Origin of the sequence: Streptomyces racemochromogenes (assembly GCF_039535215.1) — a bacterium.
GTDB lineage: Bacteria > Actinomycetota > Actinomycetes > Streptomycetales > Streptomycetaceae > Streptomyces > Streptomyces racemochromogenes.
In genome coordinates this window covers 4839311-4862247 of the sequence record NZ_BAAAWT010000001.1, presented here as the reverse complement: position 1 = coordinate 4862247, position 22937 = coordinate 4839311, and the positions used below count along the sequence as shown (strand labels likewise).

Here is a 22937-nt window from a genome sequence, read left to right as displayed (position 1 = left end):
GAGCTACCCTGGGCCGGTGAAAGTCGCCGTACTGGCCCTCGACGGGGTCTTCGACTCCGGGATCTCGGCCGTCCTGGACGTGCTGCACACCGCCAACGCCCTGCGCCGCGAGCTCCCCGGAGCCGCCCCGCCCGCCTTCGACATCCGCACGGTCGGCGTGCGCCGGCACGTCCGCAGCGGGCTGGGCCACCGCATCGACACCGAGCCCGCCCGCGAGGCGGAGGACGCCGGGCTCCTCGTCCTGCCCGCCCTGGTGGAACGCCGCCCCTCCGCGCTGCTGGAGGCCGTCGCCGCACCCGGGCAGCGCACGGCCCGCCGGATCCTGGCCGAGGCCCGCGAGCGGCGCACCCCGCTCGCCTCCTCCTGCACCGGCACCTTCCTGCTCGCCGAGTCCGGAGTCCTGGACGGGCTCCGGGCCACGACGAGCTGGTGGCTCGCCCCGGTGTTCCGCGAGCGCTACCGGCGGGTGACGCTGGAGGAGACCCGGATGGTGACCACCTCGGACGGGGTCACCACGGCCGGCGCCGCCTTCAGCCACCTCGACCTCGCGCTCTCCCTCGTCGCCGGGCGCAGCCCGGCCCTGGCGGACCTGGTGCGGCACTACCTGGTGGTCGACGACCGGGCCTCGCAGGCCGCGTACATGATCACCGGCGCCATGGCCCGGCACGAGCCGCTGGTCGCCGCCTTCGAACGGTGGGTGCGCGCCCGCATCGAGGAGCCCCTGTCCATCGCCGACGCGGCGCGCGACCTCGGCGTCAGCGAGCGCACCCTCCAGCGCACCATGGCCCGCACCCTGGGCCGTTCCCCGATCCGCCTGGTCCAGGACCTGCGGGTCGAGCAGGCCGAGCACCTGCTGCGCACCACCGCGCTGCCGCTCGCCGCGGTCGCCCGCCGGGTCGGGTACGAGAGCCCCGGCCCGCTGCGCGCGCTGCTGCGCCGGGGACGGGCGTAGGAACCCCGGCGGCCGGGGCGGACGCTCGGGGGCGGGCCCGCGCTACGGCCGCCCCGCGTTACGGCCGGCCCGCGTTACGGCCGGCCCGCGTTACGGCCGGGCCCGCGCTACCGGCGTCCCGAGCGCGCGGGGGTGCGTACGGGATCCAGGGCGTCAGCGGCCTCGTCCGCGTCCTCGGTGGTCCGGCGCTGGCCGGGGACGGCCGCCTTCAGCCCGCGCGGTCCGGACAGCACGTGGACCAGCCCGAAGCCGACGGAGACGACGGCCGCACCGCCGACCGCGTCCAGCACCCAGTGGTTGGCGGTGGCGACGATCGCGCAGACCGTGATCAGCGGGTGGAGGGCGCCGAGCAGCTTCTGCCACCCCCTGGGCGCGAGGACCACGATCACGGTCCCGCACCACAGGGACCAGCCGAAGTGCAGCGAGGGCATCGCCGCGTACTGGTTGGAGATCGCGGTCATCGCCCCGTAGGAGGGGTTGGCCAGGTCCTGGACCCCGTGCACGGTGTCGACGAAGCCGAGGCCCGGCATCAGGCGCGGCGGCGCGAGCGGGTACAGCCAGAAGCCCGCCAGCGCCAGGACGGTGGCCAGCCCGAGGGAGGCGCGCGCCCAGCGGTAGTCGGCGGGGCGGCGCCAGTACAGGACGGCGAGGATGGTGAGCGGGACGACGAAGTGGAAGGAGGTGTAGTAGAAGTTGAAGAAGGCCTCCAGCCAGGGCGTGTCCACCACCGCACGGTTGACGGCGCGTTCGATGTCGATGCCGAGCGTCCGCTCGATCCCGAGGATCTGGCCGCCGTTGCCCTCGGCGAGGGAACGGCTGGTGGGGGCCGCGGCGCGGATGTGCGAGTAGATCGAGTAGCCGACCCGTATCAGCAGCAGTTCCAGCAGCAGGTTGGGGCGCGAGCGCACCCGCCGCCAGAACGGCAGCAGCGGGATCCGGGACCAGCGCGCGTCGGCCGGCTCGGCGTAGGCGGTGGGTACGGGCCGGCGCCAGTACGGGGAGGAGCGCGGCAGGAACGGCACGGCGCAGGCCGCCGCGAGGGCCGCGAGGAGCAGCACGTTGTCGCGTACGGGGGCCAGCGCGGCCAGGTTGGGCAGCAGTACGGCGCTCGGCAGGCTCATGGCCAGCACGACGGCGACGGGCCACACCCGGCGGTCGGCGGCGCGCGTGCCCACCTTGCCGGCCACGGCGAGGAGCACCCACAGCAGCTGGTGGCGCCAGCCGGCCGGGGACACGGCGACGGCGACGCAGCCGGTGACGGCGACGGCGAGGAGCAGCTGGCCGTCGCGGGCGTAGCGGACGGCGCGGCGCAGGCCGGTCCACGCGACGGCGGCGGCGAGCGCGAGGGCGAGGGCGATCTCGCCGGGGCCGCTGAGGCCGAGGCGCAGGAGGGCGCCGTGCAGGGACTGGTTGGCGAGGGCGTCGGGGGCGGCGCCGAGGCCGGTGCCGGCGAGGTACTCGACCCAGTACGTCCACGAGTCGCGCGGCAGCGAGGCCCAGGACAGCACGGTGGCTCCGGCGAAGGTCACGGCGGCGGCCCGGGCGGCCGGGCGGCGGCCGGTGAGCCAGAGCAGCGGGGTGAAGAGCAGCAGCGCGGGCTGGAGGGCGGCGGCGAGGCCGGCGAGGAAGCCGGCGGGGCGGCCGCCGGGGACCCGGAACACGGCGAGGAGCACCAGTAGGACGGGCAGCACGGCGGTCTGCCCGGGGGAGGCGGCCTCGCGGACGGGGAGGGAGGCCATCATCAGCGCGACCAGCGCGGGCGCGGCGAGCAGCGCGGTGCGGCGGGGCACGGGGTCGGGGAGGGCCCGAGCGGCGACGAGGCCGACGCCGGCGACGAGGAGCAGCGTCACGCAGGTCCAGGCCACCTCCAGGGAAGGGGCGGCGAGGCCGGCGAGCGGTTTGAGGACGAGGCCGGCGAAGGGGGTTCCGGTGAACTGCCCGGCGCCGTAGAGCGGTCCGGGCAGGCTTCCGGGGAGGTCGAGGCCGCTGAGCCACTCGCCGGGCGGCACGCGCAGCACCGCGGCCGCCTGTCGGACGCCGAGGACCGCGGCGAGCGCCCACAGCAGGATCCGCACCGCCCCGAGCCGGCCGCCACCGCCTATGACCCCGGCATGCCCCCCGGCACCACCGCGCTCCACCGCATCAGCCACGCCCCGCCGCCCTCCGCCCTGTCGACCGCCGGTGTCGCTCCGCCTGGCTGCCGCGCGTCGTGCCCCGTTCCCTTACCGGGACGACGATATCCCGGGCGGGATCCCGGGGATGGCGGGCATGAGCATCGTGAAGACCGTGAACATCGACGCATGCGTGATCCGGCGCTGCGCCATCGGGGGCGCCCGGGAGTCGTCCTCACGACGCTTTGACTGGCGGATAGAGGAGACTGCACGTACGTGATCAAGGCTAGGTGCAGTGCCCGGCCTGTGTTTCCTGAGAGGTGCCACGTGCCGAGCATCGTGAAGATCAACGTGCTGACCGTCCCGGACGAGCAGCGGGAGCTGCTGGAGCGGCGGTTCGCCTCGCGGGCGGGCGCCGTGGAGGGTTCGGACGGGTTCGAGTGGTTCGAGCTGCTGCGGCCGATCGAGGGTACGGACCAGTACCTCGTGTACACCCGGTGGCGGTCCGAGGAGGACTTCCAGGCGTGGATGGAGGGTCCGATGAAGGCGGCGCACCAGGGCGGCGGCGCGGGCGGCGCCGGCGGTGAGCGGCCGAAGCCGGCGGCTTCCGGGTCGCAGGTGTGGTCGTTCGAGGTCGTACAGCAGGCGGCGCCGAAGAAGGCCTGACGCCTCCGGTCGGTGCGAGGTGCGCGGAGGGGGCCCGGGGCGCTTCGCCCCGGGCCCCCTTCGTCTTCTCAGGCCGCCTCGGGCCGCCCTCCGGCCGTCTCAGGCCGTCTCAGGCCGTCTCAGGCCCAGAAGGCGTCGCTCTCGTCGATGTCCTGGGTGCACTGGTCGATGTCGGTGATCTTGCCTCCGACGATGGTGAAGAAGAGCCCTTCGTGGATCTCGATGCCCCGGTCGCCGCGGTCGCCCTGGGCGACGTGCACGGACATCGCGTGGCCGCGGCCGTCCACCATGACGTTCTCCAGGCGGACCCGGAAGGTGCCGTTGGTCTCCTCCCCGAAGCGGCGGTAGAGATCGAGGACGGCCTCCCGGCCCTTGTGGTGCCCCGAGAGCATGCTGTTGCCGGGCACGTGGTGGATGACGTCGGCCGTCATCAGCGTGCCCAGGGTCTCCATGTCGCCCTTGCCGAAGGCCTCGTAGCCGCGGCGGATCAGGGCACAGTCCGGATGCTCCGACATGACGGTTCACACCCTCCGTTTGTGCGATTTACGTCTTTCCTCATCATCGGCCCGTGCCTGTGGATATTCCACGCGGGCCATCAGGGAGGCGTCGGACAATGACGCCATGGACAGAAACACGATCATGACGACAGGTGCCACGCCCCCAGGGAACAGCAGGTGGGAGGTGGTGGCCGAGCCCTTCACCACCCCGGACGCGACGGTGCTGCGGCGGGCCTACTACGCGGAGGTCGCCGGGCGGTACTGGAAACGGTCCGTCACCGAGGCCGAGATCGACCAGGGGATGCTGGACTTCCCGGCCGACGAGCTCCTGCCGCCGACGGGGCAGTTCGTGGTCGGCCGGCTCGACGGGCGGCCGCTCGCGTGCGGCGGCATACGCCTGCTCGACCCCGCCACCGCCGAGCTGACCAGGGTGTACGTGGACCAGCGCGCCCGCGGCACCGGCGGCGGGGCGGCCCTGCTGGCCGCGCTGGAGGAGGCCGCCCGCGGGCTGGGCGCCACGCGGATGCGCCTGGACACCCGTTCGGACCTTGTGGAGGCCCGCGCCCTGTACGCGCGCCACGGGTACCGGGAGATACCGGCGTACAACTCCGGGCCGTACGCCCAGCACTGGTTCGAGAAGACCCTCGACCCCGTGGCATCCGCGTCCTAGCGAGCGGAGTGGTCCCGGCGGGGCAGGGCGTCGTAGGGCTCCTCGGCGTCGGATCCGCAGAGCTCCCGGTTGAGTTCCTCGACCAGCTTGATGAGGTCGGTGGGCCGGTCGGGACCCCACCAGTCGCCGAGCAGCTCGGCCAGGGACTCCTGCCGCGCCTGCGCGAGCCTGCCCGCCACCTCCCTGCCCCGGGTGGTGAGGACGAGCCCGAGCCCGTCCCGGGTGGCCAATCCGCGCTCCTCGGTCTGGCGGGCGGCGTCCGTGACGATCTTGAGCGGGATGGCGGTGCGCTCCGCCAGTACGGCCGGTTCGACGGAGCCGTACTTGTTGATCCGCAGCAGCAGCCAGCTGGCGGCGGGCAGCAGGTCGTAGCCGGCCTTCGCGGTGATCTTCTCGTAGACGTGGCGGCGGCCTTCGCGAGTGCCGAGCAGGGACAGCGCGCGGGCCACCTCCTCGTGCGAGGAGCGGTGCACGGGGTTGGAGGCGAGGGTCTCCGTCACATCGGGCGCGGTGACGGACGCGCGGAGCTTGTCCTCCTTCAGGAACCAGGAGATGACGAAGGCGACCAGGACCACGGGCACCGCGTAGAGGAAGACGTCGGTGATCGCGGAGGAGTAGGCGTCCAGCACCCTGGGGCGCAGTGCGGGCGGGAGCGCGCCGATGGCCCGGGGATCGGCCTCCAGCCGGGCGGGCGTCGCGGTGGGCGGCAGCGGGACTCCGGCGAGGGCGGCGTCCAGCTTGTCGCCCAGCCGGTTGGTGAAGACCGTGCCGAAGATGGCGACGCCGAAGGAGGCGCCGATGGAGCGGAAGAAGGTGGCACCGGAGGTGGCGACCCCGAGGTCGGCGTAGCTGACCGCGTTCTGCACGACGAGGACGAGCACCTGCATGACCAGTCCGAGGCCCACGCCGAAGACGAAGAAGTAGGCGCTCGTCTCCCAGTCGGAGCTGGTGCGCTCCAGCTGGTGCAGGAGCAGGAGGCCGACGGCGGTGACGGCCGTGCCGGCGATCGGGAACACCTTCCAGCGGCCCGTGCGGCTGACGATCTGCCCCGAGAGGGTGGAGGCGATCAGCAGGCCGAACACCATCGGCAGCATGTGGACGCCCGACATGGTCGGTGAGACGCCCCGCACGACCTGGAGGAAGGTCGGCAGGTAGACCATCGCGCCGAACATGGCGAAGCCGATGACGAAGCTGATCACCGAGCAGAGGGTGAAGGTGCGGATCCGGAACAGCCCCAGCGGCAGGACGGGTTCGGCGGCGCGCCGCTCGACGAGGAGGAAGGCGACGAGGAGGACGGCCCCGAGGACCGCCAGCCCGATGATCCGGGTCGAGCCCCAGCCCCAGGTGCCGCCGAGGGACGCGACGAGCACGAGGCAGGTGGCGACGGAGGCGATGAGGAAGGTGCCGAGGTAGTCGATGGTGTGCCGGGAGGAGCGGACCGGGATGTGCAGGGCGGCGGCGATGACGACGAGCGCGACGAGACCGATGGGGAGGTTGATGTAGAAGACCCAGCGCCAGGAGAGGTGGTCCACGAACAGGCCGCCCAGCAGGGGCCCGAGCACACTGGTCGCACCGAAGACGGCGCCGAAGAGCCCCTGGTACTTGCCGCGTTCGCGGGGCGGGACGATGTCGCCGACGATCGCCATCGACAACACCATCAGTCCGCCGCCGCCGAGGCCCTGCAGGGCCCGGTAGCCGATGAGCTGGGGCATGTTCTGGGCGAGGCCGCAGAGGGCGGACCCGATGAGGAAGATGACGATGGCGGCCTGGAAGAGCTTCTTGCGCCCGTACTGGTCGCCGAGCTTGCCCCACAGGGGTGTCGCGGCGGTGGACGCCAGCATGTACGCGGTGACCACCCAGGACAGGTGCTCCATGCCGCCGAGGTCGCTGACGATCGTGGGGAGGGCGGTGGAGACGATGGTCTGGTCGAGTGCGGAGATCAGCAGGCCGAGCAGCAGCGCCCCGATCGAGACGAGCACCTCGCGTGAGGCGTGCTCGGCGGCGGGCTTCGGGTCCACGGCCGACGCGGTCACGTCCTGAGCCATCGGCACCTCCTCAGGCAGGATCAACATCTCCATCCTGAGCGGTGTGTCCGGTTATGGCCTCTCGGAAGGGTTGGGTGGGGCCAAAGGGGTCTGCATAATCGCTGGCAGTGTCCAGGGAGGGGTACCCAGTGAGCGCAGAGCGCTGTCCGGAATGCGACGCCGTGGGCGTCGGCTGCGAGTGTGGGCGGGGCGTGGGATTCAACCCTCTGCGCATCCGCCCGTACGTGGCCATGCCGGAACCCGACCAGAGCCCCCCGCCACCCCAACCGGTCCTGGGCGCCCTGACCCCACCGAACGCACCCCCCACCACCCCCTTCCCCACCCTCCCCCCGAACCCGGCCCACGCGGAGCCCCCGACGTCCCCACCGGGAAGCTTCGCGGCCCCACCGACCCCGACGGGAAGCTTCGCGGCCCCACCGACCCCGACGGGAAGCTTCGCGGGCCCGGCGACCCCGGCGGGGGCCGCCCCAGGCAGCCCGGCGGGTTCGGCGACCCCGGGCGGCCCGTCGGCTGGCCCCCCGGGAAGCTTCGCGGCCCCGGTGGGAGCCTCCTCGGCGCCGGCCGACGGCACGGCGCCCCCGGCCGGAGCAGCCACAAGCAGCCCGGCGGGCCCGGTAACCCCGGGCGGCCCGTCGGCAGCTCCGCCGGCGGGCCCCGCGGAAAGCTTCGCGGCCCCGGTGAGAGCCTCCTCGCCCCCGGCCGACGGCACGGCGCCCCCGCCGGAATTCTGGGCTCCCCAGCCCGCCGCCCCCACACCCCCGCCGGGCAGCCCGAGGCCTGCGACCGAAGCCCCACAGGGCCCGACGGGAGCCTTCGCCGCGCCGGACGAGTCCTGGGCAGGCCAGCCGGGCGTCCCGACATCTCCGCCGGGCACTCCGACGCCCCTGGCCGATGCCCCGCAGAACCCGACAGCCCCGACAGCCCCGACAGGAGCCTTCGCGGCCCCGGCTCACGGCATGGCGGCCTCGGCGGAGTCCTGGGCGGCCCAGCCGGGCGGCCCGACGCCCATGGCCGCAGCCCCCGCGGACGCCTTCGCGGCCCCGGCCGACAGCCAGACGGCCCTGACGGAGCCCTGGGCGCCCCAGTCCGGTCTGCCAACGCCCCCGCCGGGCACTGCGACACCCGTAGCCGACGCCCCGCAGGGCCCGGCAGGGCCGTGGATGGCTCAGCCCGGCGGACCGGCACCCGTAGCCGACATCCCGCCGGGGTCGGCCGGTCTGCCCGCGTCCGACGGTGACGAGGCCCCGACCGCCATACTGGCGCCCGTCCCGGCCGGACCGCCGGCCGAAGACCCCGTCACCCCGGCGTTCGGAACACCCGCGCCCGTACCAGTACCGCCGACGGAGCAGACGGTGCAGCTGCGGGCCGTCCCGCCGCGCCGGCGCGGCGGCGGCGCCGGGCAGCCGCCGCGCTCCCGGCGGCTGCCGCTGCTGGCCGCGGCCGGTGCGGCGGTGGCCGTCGGCGCGGTGGCCCTGGCCCTGGTGATGTTCACGGGGTCCGACGGGCACGACGCCGCACTGGTGGATCCCAAGCCGTCGTCGCCCGTGACCGAGTCCGCCCCGGCCGGCCCGTCGGAGGCGCCGTCCGCCCCGACGGCGAGTTCCTCCGCACCGGCCTCGCCCTCCCCCTCGGCAAGCGCCTCCCGCTCGGCGTCCGCGTCCGCCTCCCCCAGCGCGTCCCGCTCGGCCTCGCCCTCCCCCTCCGCGTCGGCGGGGACGAGCCGCGCCCCGAGCCCCACCGCCCCGGCGAAGCCCGTACAGGCCGCGACGCTGCGCCGCGGTGACTCGGGGCCCGAGGTGGAGAAGCTCCAGCGGCTGCTGTCGGAGCGCGGCATGTACCGGGGCAGGGTCGACGGCCGGTACGGCCGCAGCGTGGAGGGGGCGGTGGCGAGCTTCCAGATGGAGCACGACGTGTACGACGACGAGTTCGGCGTCTACGGCCCGGCGACCCGCCGCGCCCTGGAGGGATAGGTCACTCGCCCCACGGTGGCGCGCACCCCGCCGGGTTTTGTATCGTGAAGAAACAAAGTGGTTCCGTCCGCAATCCCTGACCGGTGGACGGAACCGCTTGTTCTCTTTAGCCGCCCGTCTGGAGCCCCGCCGATGCCGGCCAGCACCACCACGACCACCACCCCCGAGTCCTCCACCGTCCTCACCGCCCGGGCACTGCTCCTGGACATGGACGGGACCATCGTCAACTCCGACGCGGTGGTAGAACGCTGCTGGCGGGAGTGGGCGCTGGAGCACGGGCTGGACCCGCAGGAGGCCCTGAAGGTGGTCCACGGCCGCCAGGGCTACGCCACGATGGCGATCCTGCTGCCCGAGCGCCCGATGGAGCTGAACCACGCCGAGAACGCGGTGATGCTGGCGCGCGAGACCGCCGACACCGACGGCGTGGTCCCCGTCGCGGGCGCCCCGGAGTTCATGGCGTCGCTCGCGGGCCTGCCCCACGCGCTGGTGACCTCGGCCGACGCCGCCCTGGCCGAGGCCCGGATGGCGGCCGCCGCTCTCCCGATGCCGCAGGTGCGGGTCACCGCCGAGTCCGTCGGGGCCAGCAAGCCCGACCCCGAGGGCTTCCTCAAGGGCGCCGCCGAGCTGGGCGTGGACCCGGCCGGCTGCGTCGTCTTCGAGGACTCCGGCGCCGGTATCGCGGCGGGCCTGGCGGCCGGCATGCGCGTGATCGGCATAGGCCCCCGCGCCGCCGAGCACGGCCCGACGGCCCACGTCCCGGACCTCACCGCGGTCCGCGTCGCCCCCGCCGCCGACGGCACCCTCCGCCTCACCCTCACCCAGCCCGCCTAGACAGACCCTCTGCCTCAGGACCGGCGCACGGCGCTCGTCCCGGCCGGGGCCTCGCAGGGGACGCCGTAACCCGCCCACCTGATGCGGAACGGCGGGCCCGCCCCCTGACGCGGACCGCCCGCCCCCCTGGCACGGCGCGGACGGCGCCGGCCAGCCCGCCGCCCCGCCCCCGCCCCCGCCGGGACCCGGCCGGGTCAGCCCGCGATGGCCTCGTACAGCGAGAACGCGGCCAGTGCCGCCATGACGGCCGCCGCGACCTTCGTGATCAGCCGCAGCGGTACGTACTTCATGAGCGTCCGCCCGCCCAGGATGCCGATGCCGGCGACCGCCCAGAGCGCCAGCACCGCGCCGAGGCCGACGGAGAGCGGGTTGTCGTACCGGGCCGCGAGGTTCGCCGTCATGATCTGGGTGAGGTCACCGAACTCGGCCACGAGGATCAGCATGAAGCCGGCCCCCGAGACCTTCCAGAAGGACTGGTCGGCGGGCGGCTTGACCTCCTCGTCCTCGTCGTTCTTCTTCAGGAGCAGCATGGCCGCGCCCGCGAGGAAGAGGACGCCGACGACGGCCTGGACAAGCCGGTGCGGCAGGAGCGTGAGCACGCTGCCCGCGGCGATGGCGAGCGCGACGTGCACGGCGAAGGCGGCGGCGACGCCCGCGAAGACGTAGGAGGCTCGGTAGCGGGTGCCGAGCATCAGGCCGGCGAGGGCCGTCTTGTCGGGGAGTTCGGCCAGGAAGACGACGCCGAAGGCGATCGCGAGGACGGTGAAGCTGAACACGGGGTGAAAACCTCGATCGGTCGGTCGGGCAGGACGCCGTGGGACCGAGAGACCTGGGGTGTTTCAGGGGTCGCTTCGGCTCAGCGGCGCCCTGGGAGGCGTGAACACGTCACGCGCCACGCATCAGCATGCGTCGCACGCGCCGCACCACATGGACAGGGCACTGCGGCCGAAGGTCTCGCTGGCCGACCGCTGACGCGGCCTGCCTCCGGGCGCCGGCTGGGTGACCCAGCAGTATGTCGACGGTCCGGCGAAGAGCTACTCCCCTTCTGCTCCGTCCAGGGTACGTGACGGCGCCCGCGGGACGAAGGCGTCCGTTATGTGAGCTTGGCCCCACTCCAGCTCCGCTCCACCGCCGGTCCACCTCCGCCCCGAGAGCCGGAATCTCAACTTCCCTTTGAATCCGGGGCATTGATTGCCTTGATGTGACGTGCCCATGTCGGCAATCTGTCACCTGGTGCCCGTCCCAGCGACATCTGGCGCCGCCACCATGGCCGCGCCCCGCCGGGGTCCGCACGGCCACCACCCCCCGCACCAGGGAGCCCTCCATGGCCCTCATAACCACCCGCACGCCCTCCGTCTACGCGCGTCGCATCGGGCGCGCCGGCGTCCTCGCGTCCGCCGTCGCCCTCGCCTCCCTCACCTCGCTGGTGAACGCCCCGGCCGCCCTGGCCTCCCCGCCCGCCCCCATCAGCGCCGCCGAGGCCCGCTCCTACCTCGCCACGGTCACCCCCGCCGCCGAGGGCTCCCTCACCGGCTACAGCCGCGCCCAGTTCCCGCACTGGAGCACGGTCTCCGGGACCTGCAACACCCGCGAGACGGTCCTCAAGCGCGACGGCGTCAACGTCGTGACCGACTCCTCCTGCGCCGCCGTCAGCGGCAGCTGGTACTCGGAGTACGACGGGGCCACCTGGACCGCCGCTTCCGACATCGACATCGACCACATGGTGCCGCTCGCCGAGGCATGGCGCTCGGGCGCCAACTCCTGGACCACCGCCCAGCGCCAGCAGTTCGCCAACGACCTGACGCGGCCCCAGCTCATCGCGGTCACGGACAACGTCAACCAGGCCAAGGGCGACCTCGACCCCGGCAAGTGGCTGCCGCCGCGCACCGCGTACCGCTGTACGTACGCCCGCATGTGGGTCCAGGTGAAGCAGTACTGGGGCCTGAAGATGGACTCCGGGGAGAAGACCGCCCTGGTGAACGTCCTGAACGGCTGCTGACGCCGAGTTTTCACCCTGCCTATCCCCCGCGAGGGGGAGGCCGGCCCCCACTCCGCCCCGTACCGTGATCGAAAGGGCTTCCGAGGAGGGGGAATTGGATGGCCGGGCTGCGACTGGGACCACTGCTGCGACACGTCGACTGGGACACGGGCGACTCCGCCACGATATGGGTCGAGGCGGACCGCCCGTGCACCGCCGAGGTGCGGTGCGCCGACGGATCCGGCGGCAGCGCCCGCACCTTCCAGATCTCCGGCCACCACTACGCGCTGGTGCCGGTCACCGGCCTGACACCGGGCACGGCCACGGCGTACGAGGTACTGCTCGACGGGGTCCTCGTCTGGCCGCAGACCGGCGGCGGCTTCCCGCCGAGCACCATCACCACGCCCGCCGTCGGCGGCCGCCCCGGACGGCCCTCGCCCGGACTGCGCGTCACCTTCGGCTCCTGCCGGCAGGCGGCGCCGCCCGCCGACCGCCGCGGACCGCACGGGGCCGACGCCCTCGACACCCTCGCGGCGCGGCTGGCCCGCGACCCAGCCGAGGTCCGTCCGGACGTCCTGCTGCTGCTCGGCGACCAGGTCTACGCCGACCACCTCTCGCGGGAGACCCGCGCGTGGCTCGCCGCCCGCCGCGACCTGCGGGAGGCACCGGGCGCGCAGGTCGCGGACTACGAGGAGTACACCCGGCTGTACTACGAATCCTGGCTCGACCCCGAGATCCGCTGGCTCCTCTCCACCGTCCCCAGCCTGCACGTATTCGACGACCACGACGTCATAGACGACTGGAACACCAGCGCGTCCTGGCTGGCGGAGATGCGGGCGACGGCCTGGTGGCCGGAGCGGGTGCTCAGTGGGCTGATGTCGTACTGGGTGTACCAGCACCTGGGCAACCTCTCCCCCGCCGAACTCGCGGCGGACGCGCTCTACGCTGCCGTACGCGCCACCCCGGACGGCACCGACGCGCTGCGCGCCTTCGCGGCCGGGGCGGACGCCGACCCGGCTTCGGCGCGCTGGAGTTACCGGCGGGACTTCGGCCGGACGCGGCTGCTGATGGTGGACACCCGGGCGGCCCGGGTGCTCGCCGAGGACGGCCGGGCCATGCTCGACCCGGCCGAGCAGCTCTGGCTCCGGGAGAACGCCCTGGAGGGGCACGGGGATTACGACCACCTGCTGATCGGGTCCTCCCTGCCGTGGCTGATGCCGCCGTTGATCCATGACGCGGAGGTGTGGAACGCCGCGCTCTGCCGGGGCGAGCGCGGGCCTCGGTGGGCGCGGATCGGGGAGGACCTGCGGCGGCGCAGCGATCTGGAGCACTGGGCGGCGTTCCCGGCCTCGTTCGCCGCCCTGAGCGACCTGATCGAGGAGGTGGGCACCGGCCCGAAGGCCCCCGCGACGGTGTGCGTACTGTCCGGGGACGTCCATCACGCGTACGTGGCCGAGCCCCGAATACCCAGCACCGCGAGGGTGTTCCAGCTGACCTGTTCCCCCGTGCACAACTCCATCCACACGGCGGTGAAGTGGGGGTTCCGGCTGGGCTGGTCGCGGCTGGGCCGGTGGCTGGGGCGCGGCTTCTCCCGGCACGGCCGGACGGGCCGGCCGCCGGTGACCTGGCGGCGTACGGGCGGCCCGTGGTTCGGCAACCAGCTGATGACGCTGGCGCTGGCGGGCCGGAGCGCCCGGCTGCGGCTGGACCAGGCCCGGTCGGGCCGCCCGGGGGCCCGACTGGTGACGGTGCTGGACCGGGAACTCACCGCCGCGGAGTAGGGCGGCCCGCCGCCGCAGCGGTGGCGGGCGTACGCTGTATGGCTGTCAGCCGCCCCTGCCGCTCCCCGCGACGACGCGGCGCCTCGGACGGGGGAGTCCCGCTTTGCTTGAGACTCTGGGGTCGTTGACCGCGAGCCCCTGGATCTACGCCGCGGTGGCGGTGTCGGTGCTGCTCGACGTGTTCCTGCCGGTGCTGCCGAGCGGAATGCTGGTGATCAGCGCCGCCGCGGCCGCGTCGGCGGCCACCGGCCCGTCGGCGGAGGTCCCGGACATCCGGCTGCTGCTGGTGGTCGCCGCGACGGCCTCGGTGCTGGGTGACATGGCGGCGTACCGGCTGGCCCGGCGCGGCGGTGCCCGGCTGGACCGTGCCGTCGCCCGCTCGCGCCGGCTGACCCGGGCACAGGAACGCCTGGGCACCGCCCTGGCGCGGGGCGGCGGCGCACTGGTGGTCCTCGCCCGCTTCGCCCCGGCCGGCCGCTCGGTGGTCTCCCTGGGGGCGGGCCGGACCCGGCGGAAGGTGACGGAGTTCCTGCCCTGGTCGGTGCTGGCGGGCATGAGCTGGGCAAGCTACAGCGTGTCGCTGGGCTGGTTCGGCACCCAGTGGCTGGGCGGTACGGCCTGGCTCGGCACCGCGGTCTCCACGGTCGCCCTGTTCGCGGGCGGCTCCCTGGCCGCCTACCTCGTGCGCCGCCCTTCCCCGGACCCGGCGCCGGCGTGACACACCGGCGGGGCGCCTCACGTCCCCCGGAGGGAGCAGCCCGGTCACCCGTTCACCCGGCACCGATCGCCGCCCCACCCCCGGGCTTCTAGCGTCCGGAGAACGGCGCGACCGAACGCGTCGACGTCCGGCCCTGGCCGCGCCGTTTCGACGAGCCCGAGGAGCCCCCTCCATGTCCCCCACGCGCACGCGCAACCGGCGCCGCCTGACCGGGATCGCGGCCGCGGCACTCATCGCCGCGACCGTCACACCCGCCTCAGCCGCCCCCTCCGCCACGGTCTCCCCGGGCACCGTCGCGCCCGGCAGCCGCGTCACCCTCACCGTCGACGGCTGCGACAGCTCGGCCGCGCGGGCGTCCTCCCGCGCCTTCGGCGACGTCTCCCTCTCCCCGGCGAGCCGCGCGTACGGCTTCACCGGCTCCGCAACCGTCTACCGCGACGCCGCCGCCGGCTCCTACCCCGTGACCTTCGACTGCGGCGGCAGCGGCCGCCGCGTCACGGTGACCCTCACCATCAGCCCCGGCGCCGCCCGCGGCGGCCTCGGCGGCAGCATCGACGCCATGAGCCCGGCCCGGATCGCCCTCGGCGGCACCCTGGCGGCCGGCGCGCTCGGCACCGGCGTCTGGCTGCTGCGCCGCCGCTGGGCCCACGCCCGCTGACGGCCGGCCGGTCAGACCGCCGCGGCGGACGTCCGGCCCCGGACCTGCACCCCGTCGAGCAGCGCGGCGGTCGCCTCCGCGACGGCGTCCACGGCGGCGTCGAACACCTCCTGGTTGTGCGCGGCCGGAGCACGGAAGCCGGACACCTTGCGTACGTACTGGAGCGCGGCCGCCCGGATCTCCTCCTCGGTGGCCTTCTCGGGGATGGCGGGCGGGCGCAGGGTCTTAATGGAGCGGCACATACCTCCACTATGGCGCGGACGGCGGCAGCTCGGCCCCGGAAAGCTTCATGATGAGCGCGGCCTGCAGCCTTGCGCGCAGCACCGGGTCGGCTACGTCCTCCAGGAGCCCCATCGCCTGCTGGGTGCTCTCCGCGGCCCGCCGGTCCTCGCGCAGGGCGGCCGTCTGGGCGGCCATGTGCCGCAGGGCCAGGTCCGCGCGCCGGTGGAACAGCTGCCCGACGAGGGTGACGACAAGACCGACGGAGCTGGTGACCACCCCGAGGTAGGCGTCCCCGGCGTCCTCGGCCTTCCACACGGCAAGCCCGACCCCGAAGAGCAGCACGGCCGCACCGACCCCGGCGAACAGCTGGCTGGTCGCGAAGCTGCTGCGCGCCTGCGTCAGCCCGTAGGCGTAGTACTCCACCAGGATCGGGGTGAAGTCGTCGTGCCGGTCCCCCAGCTCGGCCGGCGCCCCCCGGTGCGCCCCGGCGTCGACCAGCCGCGGCTCGCCCTCGTCCCGCGGCCCGCCGCCCAGCCCCGCGAGGAGCCTCTGCCGCTCGGCGTCCCGCTCCCGCTCGAACCGCGCCCGGCTCATCACCGCAGCCGTCAGCAGCCCGAGCCCGGCCACGCCGAGCCCCACGACCCAGACCCACTCCGCCGCGCCTGCCACACCTTCCAGTTCCCCGCCCCACCGCGCGGGAAACCGGCCCGGAACCTAGACTGACGAACGCCCGACCCTTCCGGCCCCCAGGGAGCGACACATGGCCAAGCGAGGAAACAAGAAGCGCGCCCGCAAGAAGAAGAAGGCCAACCACGGCAAGCGCCCCAACGCCTGAACCGCGAACCCAGACACACAAAGAGGCCCCCGACCGCAACCGGTCGGGGGCCTCTCGCACTGGTGGGCGTGGACGGTTTCGAACCGCCGACATCTGCTTTGTAAGAGCAGCGCTCTACCCCTGAGCTACACACCCGTGGACGAGTGGACAGCCTACATGCAGGGCGGACCCCCCACGCAATCTCGTTCCCTTGGGGGAGAATGGACCGGGGCACGGGCGGACGGGGTACGGGAGTGGGACTGTGACGACGGCATCCCGGCGGTGGTTCGGCGGGCGGGACGAGGGTCGGCGGGCGGATGCGCAGGCGGCCAAGGACGCCGCCGCGGCCGCGTTCTACGAGCTGGACACCGCGCAGCGGGATCTGCGGATCTCCATGGAGACCATCGCCGCCGCGGACGGGTCTCCCGCGGCGCGGCAGGCCGCCGAGGGGTTCGCCGCGCTCGGGCGGCGGATCGACGAGGTCAGCCACGCCTACATCGAGGCCGTCGACGCGCACGACCTGGACCGCGTCGACCTGGAGGGCTCCGCTGCGGCGCAGGCGCGGCAGCAGCTGACGCGGGCGCGGGACGAGCTGGTGCGGGTCAAGGGGGAGCTGGAGCGGTTCGCGCAGGGGCTGCAGCCGCTGCTGGACAAGGCGGAGACGCAGCTGGCGCGGGTCGCGCCGGCGCGGGAGCGGGCGCGGGCCGCGCTGCTGGCGGCGAGTGACGCGCTGGACGCGGCTCGGGCCGGGGGGATGCGGGCCGACGACCTCGCGGCGCGGCTGGCGGCGCTGGGGCCGGAGCTGACGAAGCTGAACCAGGGCGCGGCCCTGCACGGGGTGAAGGAGACGGTGCAGCGTGCCGACCGGATCCTGCGGGACGCGGAGGCCGTGCGGGCCGAGGCGGCGCGGCTGCCGGAGCGGGCCGCGGAGATCGACCGGCGGCTGGTGAGCCTGCGGACCCGGGCGCAGGCGCTGCGCAACCGGGCGGACCGGGTGGATCCGGTGCTCAGCGAGCTGAGGCGCCGGTTCAGCGCGGCCTGCTGGCAGGACCTCCAGCACGTCCCCGACCAGGCGGTGCGGGACGTCGCGCAGGCGGAGGACCGGCTGGCTGAGGCCGCCCGGGCGCGCGAGGAACAGCGCTGGGCCGACGTAACGGCACTGGTCGAGGCGGTGCGGGCCGCGCTGGACGCCACCGACGAGGCGGTGTCGGCCGCGCAGGACCGGCTCACGCGGCTGGAGGCGGTGGCGCGGGACCCGAAGGCCGAGGTGGAGCGGACCCGCTTCGCGATCCGGGACGCGCAGCGGCTGGCGATGGCCGGCCGGAGCGTGCCCGATCCGCGGCACGCCCGGCCGCTGGACGAGTCGGTGGCGCGGATGGAGCGGGCGCTGGCCGGGCTGGAGGGGCGGCACCCGGACTACTGGCACTTCCTCCAGGAACTGGAGCAGGTCCGGGCGGCGGTGGCCCGGGTGGTATCGGACATCCGCGGCGAGCGCGCGGTCGGGTAGCGAGGCCGCGGGCTGCGCGCGGGCGGGCGGGGAGGTGCGGGCTGCGCGCGGGCGGGTAGCCAGGGCGCGGGCGGCGCACGGTCGGGCAGGCGCAGGCGGCGGGCGGGCGGGCGGGCGCGGCCGCGGTCGGGCAGGCGCAGGCGGCGCGCGGTCGGGCGGGGAGGTGCGGGCTGCCCGCGGCGGGGTAGCCAGGGCGCAGGCGGCGCGCGGTCGGGCAGGCGCGGGCGGCGCGCGGTCGGGCAGGCGCGGGCGGCGCGCGGTCGGGCAGGCGCGGGCGGCGCGCAGTCGGGCAGGCGCGGGCGCAGGCAGGCGGGCGCGGACGGGCAGGGGCGGGCGGGCGGGGCCGCGGGCGGCGGGGCGGTGCGGGCTGTGGGCGGTGGGGTGGCCTGGGCGGGGGCGGCGGCGGATGCTGGAACGGAACAGAGGACTGAGGAGGGCGCCATGGCTGCCCACACGTTCCACCGTCCCCGCACGCGCCGGCCGGCTCCCCCGGTACCCCACGAGCCGTACGTGGCGCACGCGGCGTACGGGTGCACCGAGCCGCACGAGCACTACGCGCCGTACGTGCCGCACGAGCCGTACGGTCCCCCGCCGGAACGGCAGGGGCCGCGCCGGCTGGAGCGGATGCTGCACCCGGTCAACGCCCGGCTGGACGAGCACCTCCCCGCCGACCACAAGCTCAGCAAGGTGTACCGGATCGGCGCGGGCCTGACCGGGCTGCTGCTGGTGGCCTTCGGCATCCTGGGCCTGATCGACCGGATCGGCTTCTTCGACACGGGCGGCGACACGGTGCTGGCCCTGAACACGAACGGCGCGCTGAGCGTGCTGTCGATCCTCATCGGCGCACTGCTGTTCGCCGGGATGGTGATCGGCGGGACCTTCGCCTCCACCCTGAACATCGTGCTCGGGATCGCCTTCATCGTGAGCGGGTTCGTCAACCTCGCCCTGCTGGACACCGACCTGAACTTCCTGGCGTTCCACATCCCGAACGTGCTGTTCAGCTTCGTCGTCGGCGTGATGCTGATGTGGTTCGGGATGTACGGGCGGGTGGGCAGCGCCCTGCCGCACGACAATCCGTACTGGCGCGCCCGCCACCCCGAACAGGCGGCGCGCGAGACGCGGGTCCGCGAGGGATTCCGGTCGGGCCGCCCCACTGCGTAGCCTGTGCGCATGCCTCGTTACGAATACCGCTGCCGGACCTGCGACGACACCTTTGAGGTCAGCCGGCCGATGGCCGAGTCGTCCGCGCCCGCCGACTGCCCCGCGGGGCACGCCGACACCGTCAAGCTGCTCTCCGCCGTCGCCGTCGGCGGGACCAGCAGTGCCCCCGCGCCCGCGCCCGCCGCCGGGGGCGGCTGCTGCGGCGGGGGCGGCTGCGGCTGAGCGGGCGCCGGGCGCCGGGCACTCGGCACTCGGCACTTGCGCTCAGCGCTTGCGCGAGAGGGTCAGGCCGTCCGAGATCGCCAGCAGGACGGAGTCCATGCGGGTGTCGGCCTTGGCGTGCTCGTTGAACGCGCGGACGCTCGCGCCGCGGCTCTGCGGTGACTCGTCGAGAACGGTGCCGTGGTACAGGGTGTTGTCGGTGACGATCAGGCCGCCCGGCCGCAGCCTCGGCACCAGTTCCTCCCAGTAGAGGATCTGGTTCTCCTTGTCCGCGTCGACGTACGCCATGTCGATGTGCGGCTCCTCGGGCATGGCGCGCAGCGTCTCCAGCGCGGGGGCGATGCGCAGGTCGATGCGGTCCGCGACGCCGGCCGCGGCCCAGGCCTCGCGGCCGTAGGCCGTCCACTCCTGCGAGACGTCGCAGGCGATCAGGCGCCCGTCGGCGGGGAGGGCCTGGGCCATGGACAGGGCCGAGAAGCCGGTGAAGGTGCCGATCTCCACGATGTGGCGGGCGCCGGTCAGCCGGACCAGGAAGGCCAGCAGCGGGCCCTGTTCCTCCGCGGACTGCATGCCGGCCGACTCGGGGAACTTCTCCCAGGTGGTCCGCACGAGCCCCCGCTGGATCTCGTCCAGCGGGGGGTTGTGGGCCAGGACGTACTGGTAGAGCTCGTCGGTGATCTTGGTGCTGTTGCCCTTGGTCATGCGGTCAGTGTGCCAACCGCCCGCGGCGGCCCGGGGTCATGCGGCCGGTGTGCCGACCGCCCGGACGAACTCGCGGACGATCTCCTCGCCCGCCAGGACGCCCGCCGCGCTCAGGGCGGTCACCGTGGGGGCGGTCCAGCCCGCGTCGGCCAGTTCGCCGTGCCCCGGCCGCCAGGCCCGGTCGGCCGCGAGCAGCAGGTCGGCGTCGAGCAGGGAGTCGCCGGCGGCGAGGGTGGTGGCCGCTCCCGTGCGGCGGACGACCTCGCGCATCGCGGCGCTCTTGGTCAGCGGGCGCGGGACGGCGTAGATCTTGCGGCCCTGGAGGGAGACCGTCCAGCCCCGGGCCCCGGCCCACTCGGTGAGGGCCTTGAGCCACTCGTCGGGCACCAGCGCCCGTTCGACGACGAGGTACGCGAAGAGGTCCTCGGCGAGGCGCGTCTTGCGCAGCCACACGGGGTCGGAGACGGCGACCAGGTGCTGGTGCACCTCCTCCAGCGGGGCGCACTCCGCCGCGAGGCGTCCTGCGACCGCGCGCCGCCAGTCCCGGTCGGGGACGCCGTCCACCAGCAGCTGGCCGCCGTTGGCGCAGATGGCGTACCGGGCCGGGGGGCCGGGGAAGCGGATGCGCTGGTACTGCTTGCGGGTGCGGGTGGTGGTGGGGACGAAGACCGCCGACGGGTCGGCGGCCAGTGCGGCGAGCAGCGCCGCGGCCGTCTCCGTCATGAAGGACAGCGGCCTGCCCTCGTGCACCTCGACGCACAGCAGCCGGGGGGCCTGCGGGTCGGGCACGGTCAGGCCGAGGGCGGCCGAGGAGTAGATGAGCGTCCGGTCGAGGTCACTGGCTACGAGGACGGTCTCTTGGCGGGTCACTGGGAGGCCACTGCCTTTCCGTCGGCGCCCGTGGCGCCGCGCGTGAAGCGGGGGTGGATGAGTCCTACACAGGTGTACGGGAGGTCGTCGGCCTCCTCGACCGGTACCCCGCGCTGCGCGGCCAGCAGGCGTACGTGGTCCAGGTCGGAGCCGGCCCCGCGCCGGGCCAGGATCTTCCACGGCACGCGGCGCAGCAGCACGCGCGTGGTCTCGCCTACGCCGGGCTTGACGAGGTTCACGTCGTGGATGCCGTACTCCTCGCTGATCCGTTCCACCGCCGCCCAGCCCACCCATGTCGGGGTGCGGTCGGCGGCGAGGAGCTCCTTGACCTCGGCGGCGACGGCGTCGGCGACCTCGTCGAAGCGGTCGGCGACGGTGTCGACGAAGGCGGCGGAGACATCGGCCCCGGCCAGCTCCCGGTAGAACTTCGCGCCGTGGAAGTCGTGGGGGCCGACCAGGTCGGACCTGAGCACCGTACGCGAGACGAGTCCGGAAACGGTGGAGTTGAGGCAGGCGGAGGGGATCAGGAAGTCCTCGCGGGTGCCGTAGGTCTTGACGCAGGAGCCGGGGTCGGCGAGGACGACGATCTCCGGGTCGAAGCCGGGGAACTCCTCCAGGGCCTCGCGCAGCTCGCGGGTGATGGCGCCCTTGCCGGTCCAGCCGTCGACGAAGACGACGTCGGCGGGGTCGTGGTGGGCGGCGAGCCAGCGCAGGGCGTTGGCGTCGATGCCGCGTCCCCGGACGATGGAGACGGCGTAGTGCGGCAGGTCCAGGCCGTGCCGGGCGCGGGCCCAGCGGCGCATCAGTACGCCGACGGGCGTGCCGGCGCGGGCCAGGGAGACCAGTACGGGCGAGGGGGAGCGTTCGGCGAGCACGGTCTCGGTGACGGTGCCGACGGCGCGGGCGATCCGGGCGGCCGAGGCCTCCAGGGCGCCGCGGTAGAGCTCCTGGTAGCGCGGTGAGGGCTGGTACTCGACGGGCAGGGACTCGGCGTAGTGGGCGCCGCCGGCCTGGATGGCCTCCTCGCGCTCCTCGGTCGGGGCCTCCAGCCGCACGTCGGAGAGGTCCTGCAGGAGCCAGCCGACGTCCTCGGGGGCGTACGAGGAGAAGGCCGGCCCCCGCAGCGGTTCGGGCAGCGGGGGCTGGGTCACGGTCGGCTCCTGCCGGTCGTCGGGTACGTAGGACGGGACGACGGCCAGGACGACCCGGCCGGTGTGCGGGGCGAGCCGGGCCAGCAGGCCGGTGTGCAGCTCGGGGGTGTCCCCGGCGGAGTCGACGACGGCGACGACGGTGTCGAAGCCGGCGCCGGCGACGTTGTAGGCGTAGCGGTCGCCGGGCCCGTCGGCGGGGGCGTCGTGGGCGGGGAAGACCAGCCGGGTGCGGATGGCGTAGCCGGGGTCGTCGACGGCGAGGACGGGCGAGCGGGTGGTGGTGGAGAACCGCACCTCGCGGGCCGTCCCGGACTCCTCCAGGGCCCGCGCGAGGCGCAGCGGCGCGTACATCAGCTCCTCGTTGCCGAGTACGAGGACTCGTCCGGGCCGCGCGCCGAGCGCGTCGGCGAGCCGCGCGGCCATGGCGGGCAGGGCGGCCTCCAGTTCCTCGCGGTGGGCGGCGGTGAAGCCGTGGCGGCCGCCGTCGGGCAGCCCGGCGGGCCAGCCGAGCGGCACCCGGGTGACCACCGGAACCTCAGGGTCCGGGGCCGCGCCGTGCGGGACCGTGCCCTCCGAGGCCGTGCCGCGCGGGGCCGTGCCCTCCGGGGCGCCGGCGGCGGCAGGGTCGGCCGGGGGCGTGGTGCCCGCGGCCGTGCCCGGTGCCGGGTCGTGTTCCTCCACCAGGGCCCGCCCCTTCTCCAGGACCCCGTCCGGGAGGGAGACCGTCCCGGACGCCAGGGCGATCAGGTCCACCCGCGCGCCCAGCTCGGCGGCGAAGCCGGTGAGCCGGTCGCGGTCGGCGGCGGAGCGCATGTCCACGAGGGCGACGACCACGTAGTGCGTGCGCGGGTGGCGGGCGTGCAGGTCGCGGATGGTGTTCAGGACGGTGTTGCCGGTGGAGAACTCGTCGTCGACGAGGACCAGCGGCCCCTCCCCCGCCAGCAGCGCGGGGTCCTCGGGCAGCAGGAGGTGGGACGTGGCGTGCGAGTGGGCCTCCTCGAACCCGCCCGCCGGCCGCAGCCCGGGCACCGGGCGGCGCGTGGAGTGCAGGTAGGGGGCGGGGCCCAGGCCGTCGGCGACGCAGTGGCCGAGCCCGGTGGCGGTCTCCGCGTAGCCGAGGACGACCGCGTCGGCGGCCGAGTCGCCGAGCAGCTCGCGGACCCGGACGCCGAGCCCGTGCCCGGCCGCGTAGACGGCGGCGGGCGACTGCGGGACGTGCTTGCCCAGCACCTGGGAGACCAGCAGGTGGGCCCGCTTCGGGTTGCGCCGCAGGGCCAGCCCGAGCAGTTCCCTCAGCTCGGGCGAGGGCCCCCCGTCGGCTCCGCTCAGGTCCACGCCCAGCCGCTCGGCGACCCAGGTTCCCGACCACACCGTGTCGATCGTCTTGCCCTTCCTCGTCATGGCCGGCCCG

General features: G+C 74.6%; 23 protein-coding genes and 1 tRNA gene. 13 read left to right on the top strand and 11 right to left on the bottom strand.

Annotated elements, in window-relative coordinates:
- The first annotated feature begins 16 nt into the window (after nucleotides 1–16).
- The gene (locus ABD973_RS22390; protein WP_241253223.1) at nucleotides 17–952 is read left to right on the top strand and encodes a GlxA family transcriptional regulator; all 936 of its coding nucleotides are present in this window, start codon (nucleotides 17–19) and stop codon (nucleotides 950–952) included.
- 107 nt (nucleotides 953–1059) lie between these two features.
- On the opposite strand, the gene ABD973_RS22385 is transcribed toward ABD973_RS22390, so the two are convergent.
- On the bottom strand, nucleotides 1060–3102 hold the full coding sequence (locus tag ABD973_RS22385; RefSeq protein WP_125821010.1) for a bifunctional glycosyltransferase 87/phosphatase PAP2 family protein: 2043 nt from the start codon (nucleotides 3100–3102) through the stop codon (nucleotides 1060–1062).
- A gap of 288 nt (nucleotides 3103–3390) precedes the next feature.
- On the opposite strand from ABD973_RS22385, the gene ABD973_RS22380 reads away from it, so the two are divergent.
- Nucleotides 3391–3729: an antibiotic biosynthesis monooxygenase family protein gene (locus ABD973_RS22380; RefSeq protein WP_345501723.1), complete on the top strand. Its 339-nt coding sequence runs from the start codon at nucleotides 3391–3393 to the stop codon at nucleotides 3727–3729.
- A gap of 119 nt (nucleotides 3730–3848) precedes the next feature.
- On the opposite strand, the gene ABD973_RS22375 is transcribed toward ABD973_RS22380, so the two are convergent.
- Nucleotides 3849–4244, bottom strand: coding sequence for a nuclear transport factor 2 family protein (locus ABD973_RS22375; protein ID WP_345501721.1), 396 nt, complete (start codon nucleotides 4242–4244; stop codon nucleotides 3849–3851).
- A gap of 106 nt (nucleotides 4245–4350) precedes the next feature.
- On the opposite strand from ABD973_RS22375, the gene ABD973_RS22370 reads away from it, so the two are divergent.
- Nucleotides 4351–4896, top strand: a complete 546-nt coding sequence (locus tag ABD973_RS22370) for a GNAT family N-acetyltransferase (protein WP_386381737.1) — start codon at nucleotides 4351–4353, stop codon at nucleotides 4894–4896.
- Here ABD973_RS22370 and ABD973_RS22365 read toward each other — a convergent pair.
- Together ABD973_RS22365 and ABD973_RS22360 are read right to left on the bottom strand one after the other, a co-directional pair.
- Nucleotides 4893–6941 (bottom strand): MFS transporter, encoded by a 2049-nt coding sequence (locus ABD973_RS22365; RefSeq protein ID WP_125821015.1) that lies wholly within the window; start codon nucleotides 6939–6941, stop codon nucleotides 4893–4895. The genes ABD973_RS22370 and ABD973_RS22365 overlap by 4 nt on opposite strands.
- Before the next feature lie 949 nt (nucleotides 6942–7890).
- The gene (locus tag ABD973_RS22360) at nucleotides 7891–8055 is read right to left on the bottom strand and encodes a hypothetical protein (protein ID WP_164720884.1); all 165 of its coding nucleotides are present in this window, start codon (nucleotides 8053–8055) and stop codon (nucleotides 7891–7893) included.
- A 46-nt stretch (nucleotides 8056–8101) separates the two neighbouring features.
- On the opposite strand from ABD973_RS22360, the gene ABD973_RS22355 reads away from it, so the two are divergent.
- Both ABD973_RS22355 and ABD973_RS22350 read left to right on the top strand, forming a co-directional pair.
- A complete protein-coding gene (locus ABD973_RS22355; RefSeq protein WP_125821016.1) occupies nucleotides 8102–8911 on the top strand; it encodes a peptidoglycan-binding protein in 810 nt (269 codons plus the stop codon).
- A 132-nt stretch (nucleotides 8912–9043) separates the two neighbouring features.
- Nucleotides 9044–9742: an HAD-IA family hydrolase gene (locus ABD973_RS22350; protein ID WP_125821017.1), complete on the top strand. Its 699-nt coding sequence runs from the start codon at nucleotides 9044–9046 to the stop codon at nucleotides 9740–9742.
- A 194-nt stretch (nucleotides 9743–9936) separates the two neighbouring features.
- Here the strand turns inward: ABD973_RS22350 and ABD973_RS22345 are convergent, their stop codons facing one another.
- Entirely contained in the window at nucleotides 9937–10518 is a 582-nt protein-coding gene (locus ABD973_RS22345) for a TMEM165/GDT1 family protein (protein ID WP_007263871.1), read from the bottom strand.
- Between the two features lie 548 nt (nucleotides 10519–11066).
- Between ABD973_RS22345 and ABD973_RS22340 the strand changes: the two genes are divergently transcribed.
- The 4 genes from ABD973_RS22340 (at nucleotide 11067) to ABD973_RS22325 (ending at nucleotide 14877) form a co-directional block, all read left to right on the top strand.
- A complete protein-coding gene (locus tag ABD973_RS22340) occupies nucleotides 11067–11741 on the top strand; it encodes an HNH endonuclease family protein (protein ID WP_125821018.1) in 675 nt (224 codons plus the stop codon).
- 98 nt (nucleotides 11742–11839) lie between these two features.
- Nucleotides 11840–13501 carry an alkaline phosphatase D family protein gene (locus ABD973_RS22335; protein ID WP_125821019.1) on the top strand — a complete coding sequence of 554 codons (1662 nt, stop codon included), beginning with the start codon at nucleotides 11840–11842 and terminating at the stop codon, nucleotides 13499–13501.
- A 103-nt stretch (nucleotides 13502–13604) separates the two neighbouring features.
- A complete protein-coding gene (locus ABD973_RS22330) occupies nucleotides 13605–14219 on the top strand; it encodes a DedA family protein (RefSeq protein ID WP_345501717.1) in 615 nt (204 codons plus the stop codon).
- 172 nt (nucleotides 14220–14391) lie between these two features.
- Nucleotides 14392–14877, top strand: a complete 486-nt coding sequence (locus tag ABD973_RS22325) for a hypothetical protein (protein WP_345501715.1) — start codon at nucleotides 14392–14394, stop codon at nucleotides 14875–14877.
- An 11-nt stretch (nucleotides 14878–14888) separates the two neighbouring features.
- Here ABD973_RS22325 and ABD973_RS22320 read toward each other — a convergent pair whose 3' ends face one another.
- Nucleotides 14889–15119, bottom strand: a complete 231-nt coding sequence (locus ABD973_RS22320) for a DUF2277 domain-containing protein (protein WP_125595440.1) — start codon at nucleotides 15117–15119, stop codon at nucleotides 14889–14891.
- 7 nt (nucleotides 15120–15126) lie between these two features.
- Complete coding sequence (locus ABD973_RS22315) at nucleotides 15127–15768, bottom strand: TRADD-N-associated membrane domain-containing protein (protein ID WP_241253225.1); 642 nt, start codon at nucleotides 15766–15768, stop codon at nucleotides 15127–15129.
- Nucleotides 15769–15859: 91 nt separating this feature from the next.
- Between ABD973_RS22315 and ABD973_RS34790 the strand changes: the two genes are divergently transcribed.
- The gene (locus tag ABD973_RS34790; RefSeq protein ID WP_099895366.1) at nucleotides 15860–15934 is read left to right on the top strand and encodes a 50S ribosomal protein bL37; all 75 of its coding nucleotides are present in this window, start codon (nucleotides 15860–15862) and stop codon (nucleotides 15932–15934) included.
- Nucleotides 15935–15994: 60 nt separating this feature from the next.
- Here ABD973_RS34790 and ABD973_RS22310 read toward each other — a convergent pair.
- Nucleotides 15995–16069 (bottom strand) — tRNA-Val (locus ABD973_RS22310).
- Nucleotides 16070–16175: 106 nt separating this feature from the next.
- Here ABD973_RS22310 and ABD973_RS22305 point away from each other — a divergent pair.
- From ABD973_RS22305 to ABD973_RS22295, 3 genes are all read left to right on the top strand, one after another.
- Complete coding sequence (locus ABD973_RS22305; RefSeq protein ID WP_345501712.1) at nucleotides 16176–17420, top strand: hypothetical protein; 1245 nt, start codon at nucleotides 16176–16178, stop codon at nucleotides 17418–17420.
- 441 nt (nucleotides 17421–17861) lie between these two features.
- A complete protein-coding gene (locus tag ABD973_RS22300; protein WP_206436511.1) occupies nucleotides 17862–18581 on the top strand; it encodes a DUF4383 domain-containing protein in 720 nt (239 codons plus the stop codon).
- 9 nt (nucleotides 18582–18590) lie between these two features.
- Nucleotides 18591–18803 carry an FmdB family zinc ribbon protein gene (locus tag ABD973_RS22295; protein WP_125821025.1) on the top strand — a complete coding sequence of 71 codons (213 nt, stop codon included), beginning with the start codon at nucleotides 18591–18593 and terminating at the stop codon, nucleotides 18801–18803.
- A gap of 42 nt (nucleotides 18804–18845) precedes the next feature.
- On the opposite strand, the gene ABD973_RS22290 is transcribed toward ABD973_RS22295, so the two are convergent.
- Genes ABD973_RS22290 through ABD973_RS22280 form a run of 3 tightly spaced genes read right to left on the bottom strand, consistent with a single transcriptional unit; the run spans nucleotide 18846 to nucleotide 22927 of the window.
- Entirely contained in the window at nucleotides 18846–19505 is a 660-nt protein-coding gene (locus tag ABD973_RS22290; protein WP_125821026.1) for an O-methyltransferase, read from the bottom strand.
- 36 nt (nucleotides 19506–19541) lie between these two features.
- A complete protein-coding gene (locus ABD973_RS22285) occupies nucleotides 19542–20375 on the bottom strand; it encodes an HAD family hydrolase (protein ID WP_125821027.1) in 834 nt (277 codons plus the stop codon).
- Nucleotides 20372–22927 carry a phosphoribosyltransferase gene (locus ABD973_RS22280; protein ID WP_125821028.1) on the bottom strand — a complete coding sequence of 852 codons (2556 nt, stop codon included), beginning with the start codon at nucleotides 22925–22927 and terminating at the stop codon, nucleotides 20372–20374. Before ABD973_RS22280 ends, ABD973_RS22285 begins: the two co-directional genes overlap by 4 nt.
- Nucleotides 22928–22937 lie beyond the last annotated feature (10 nt).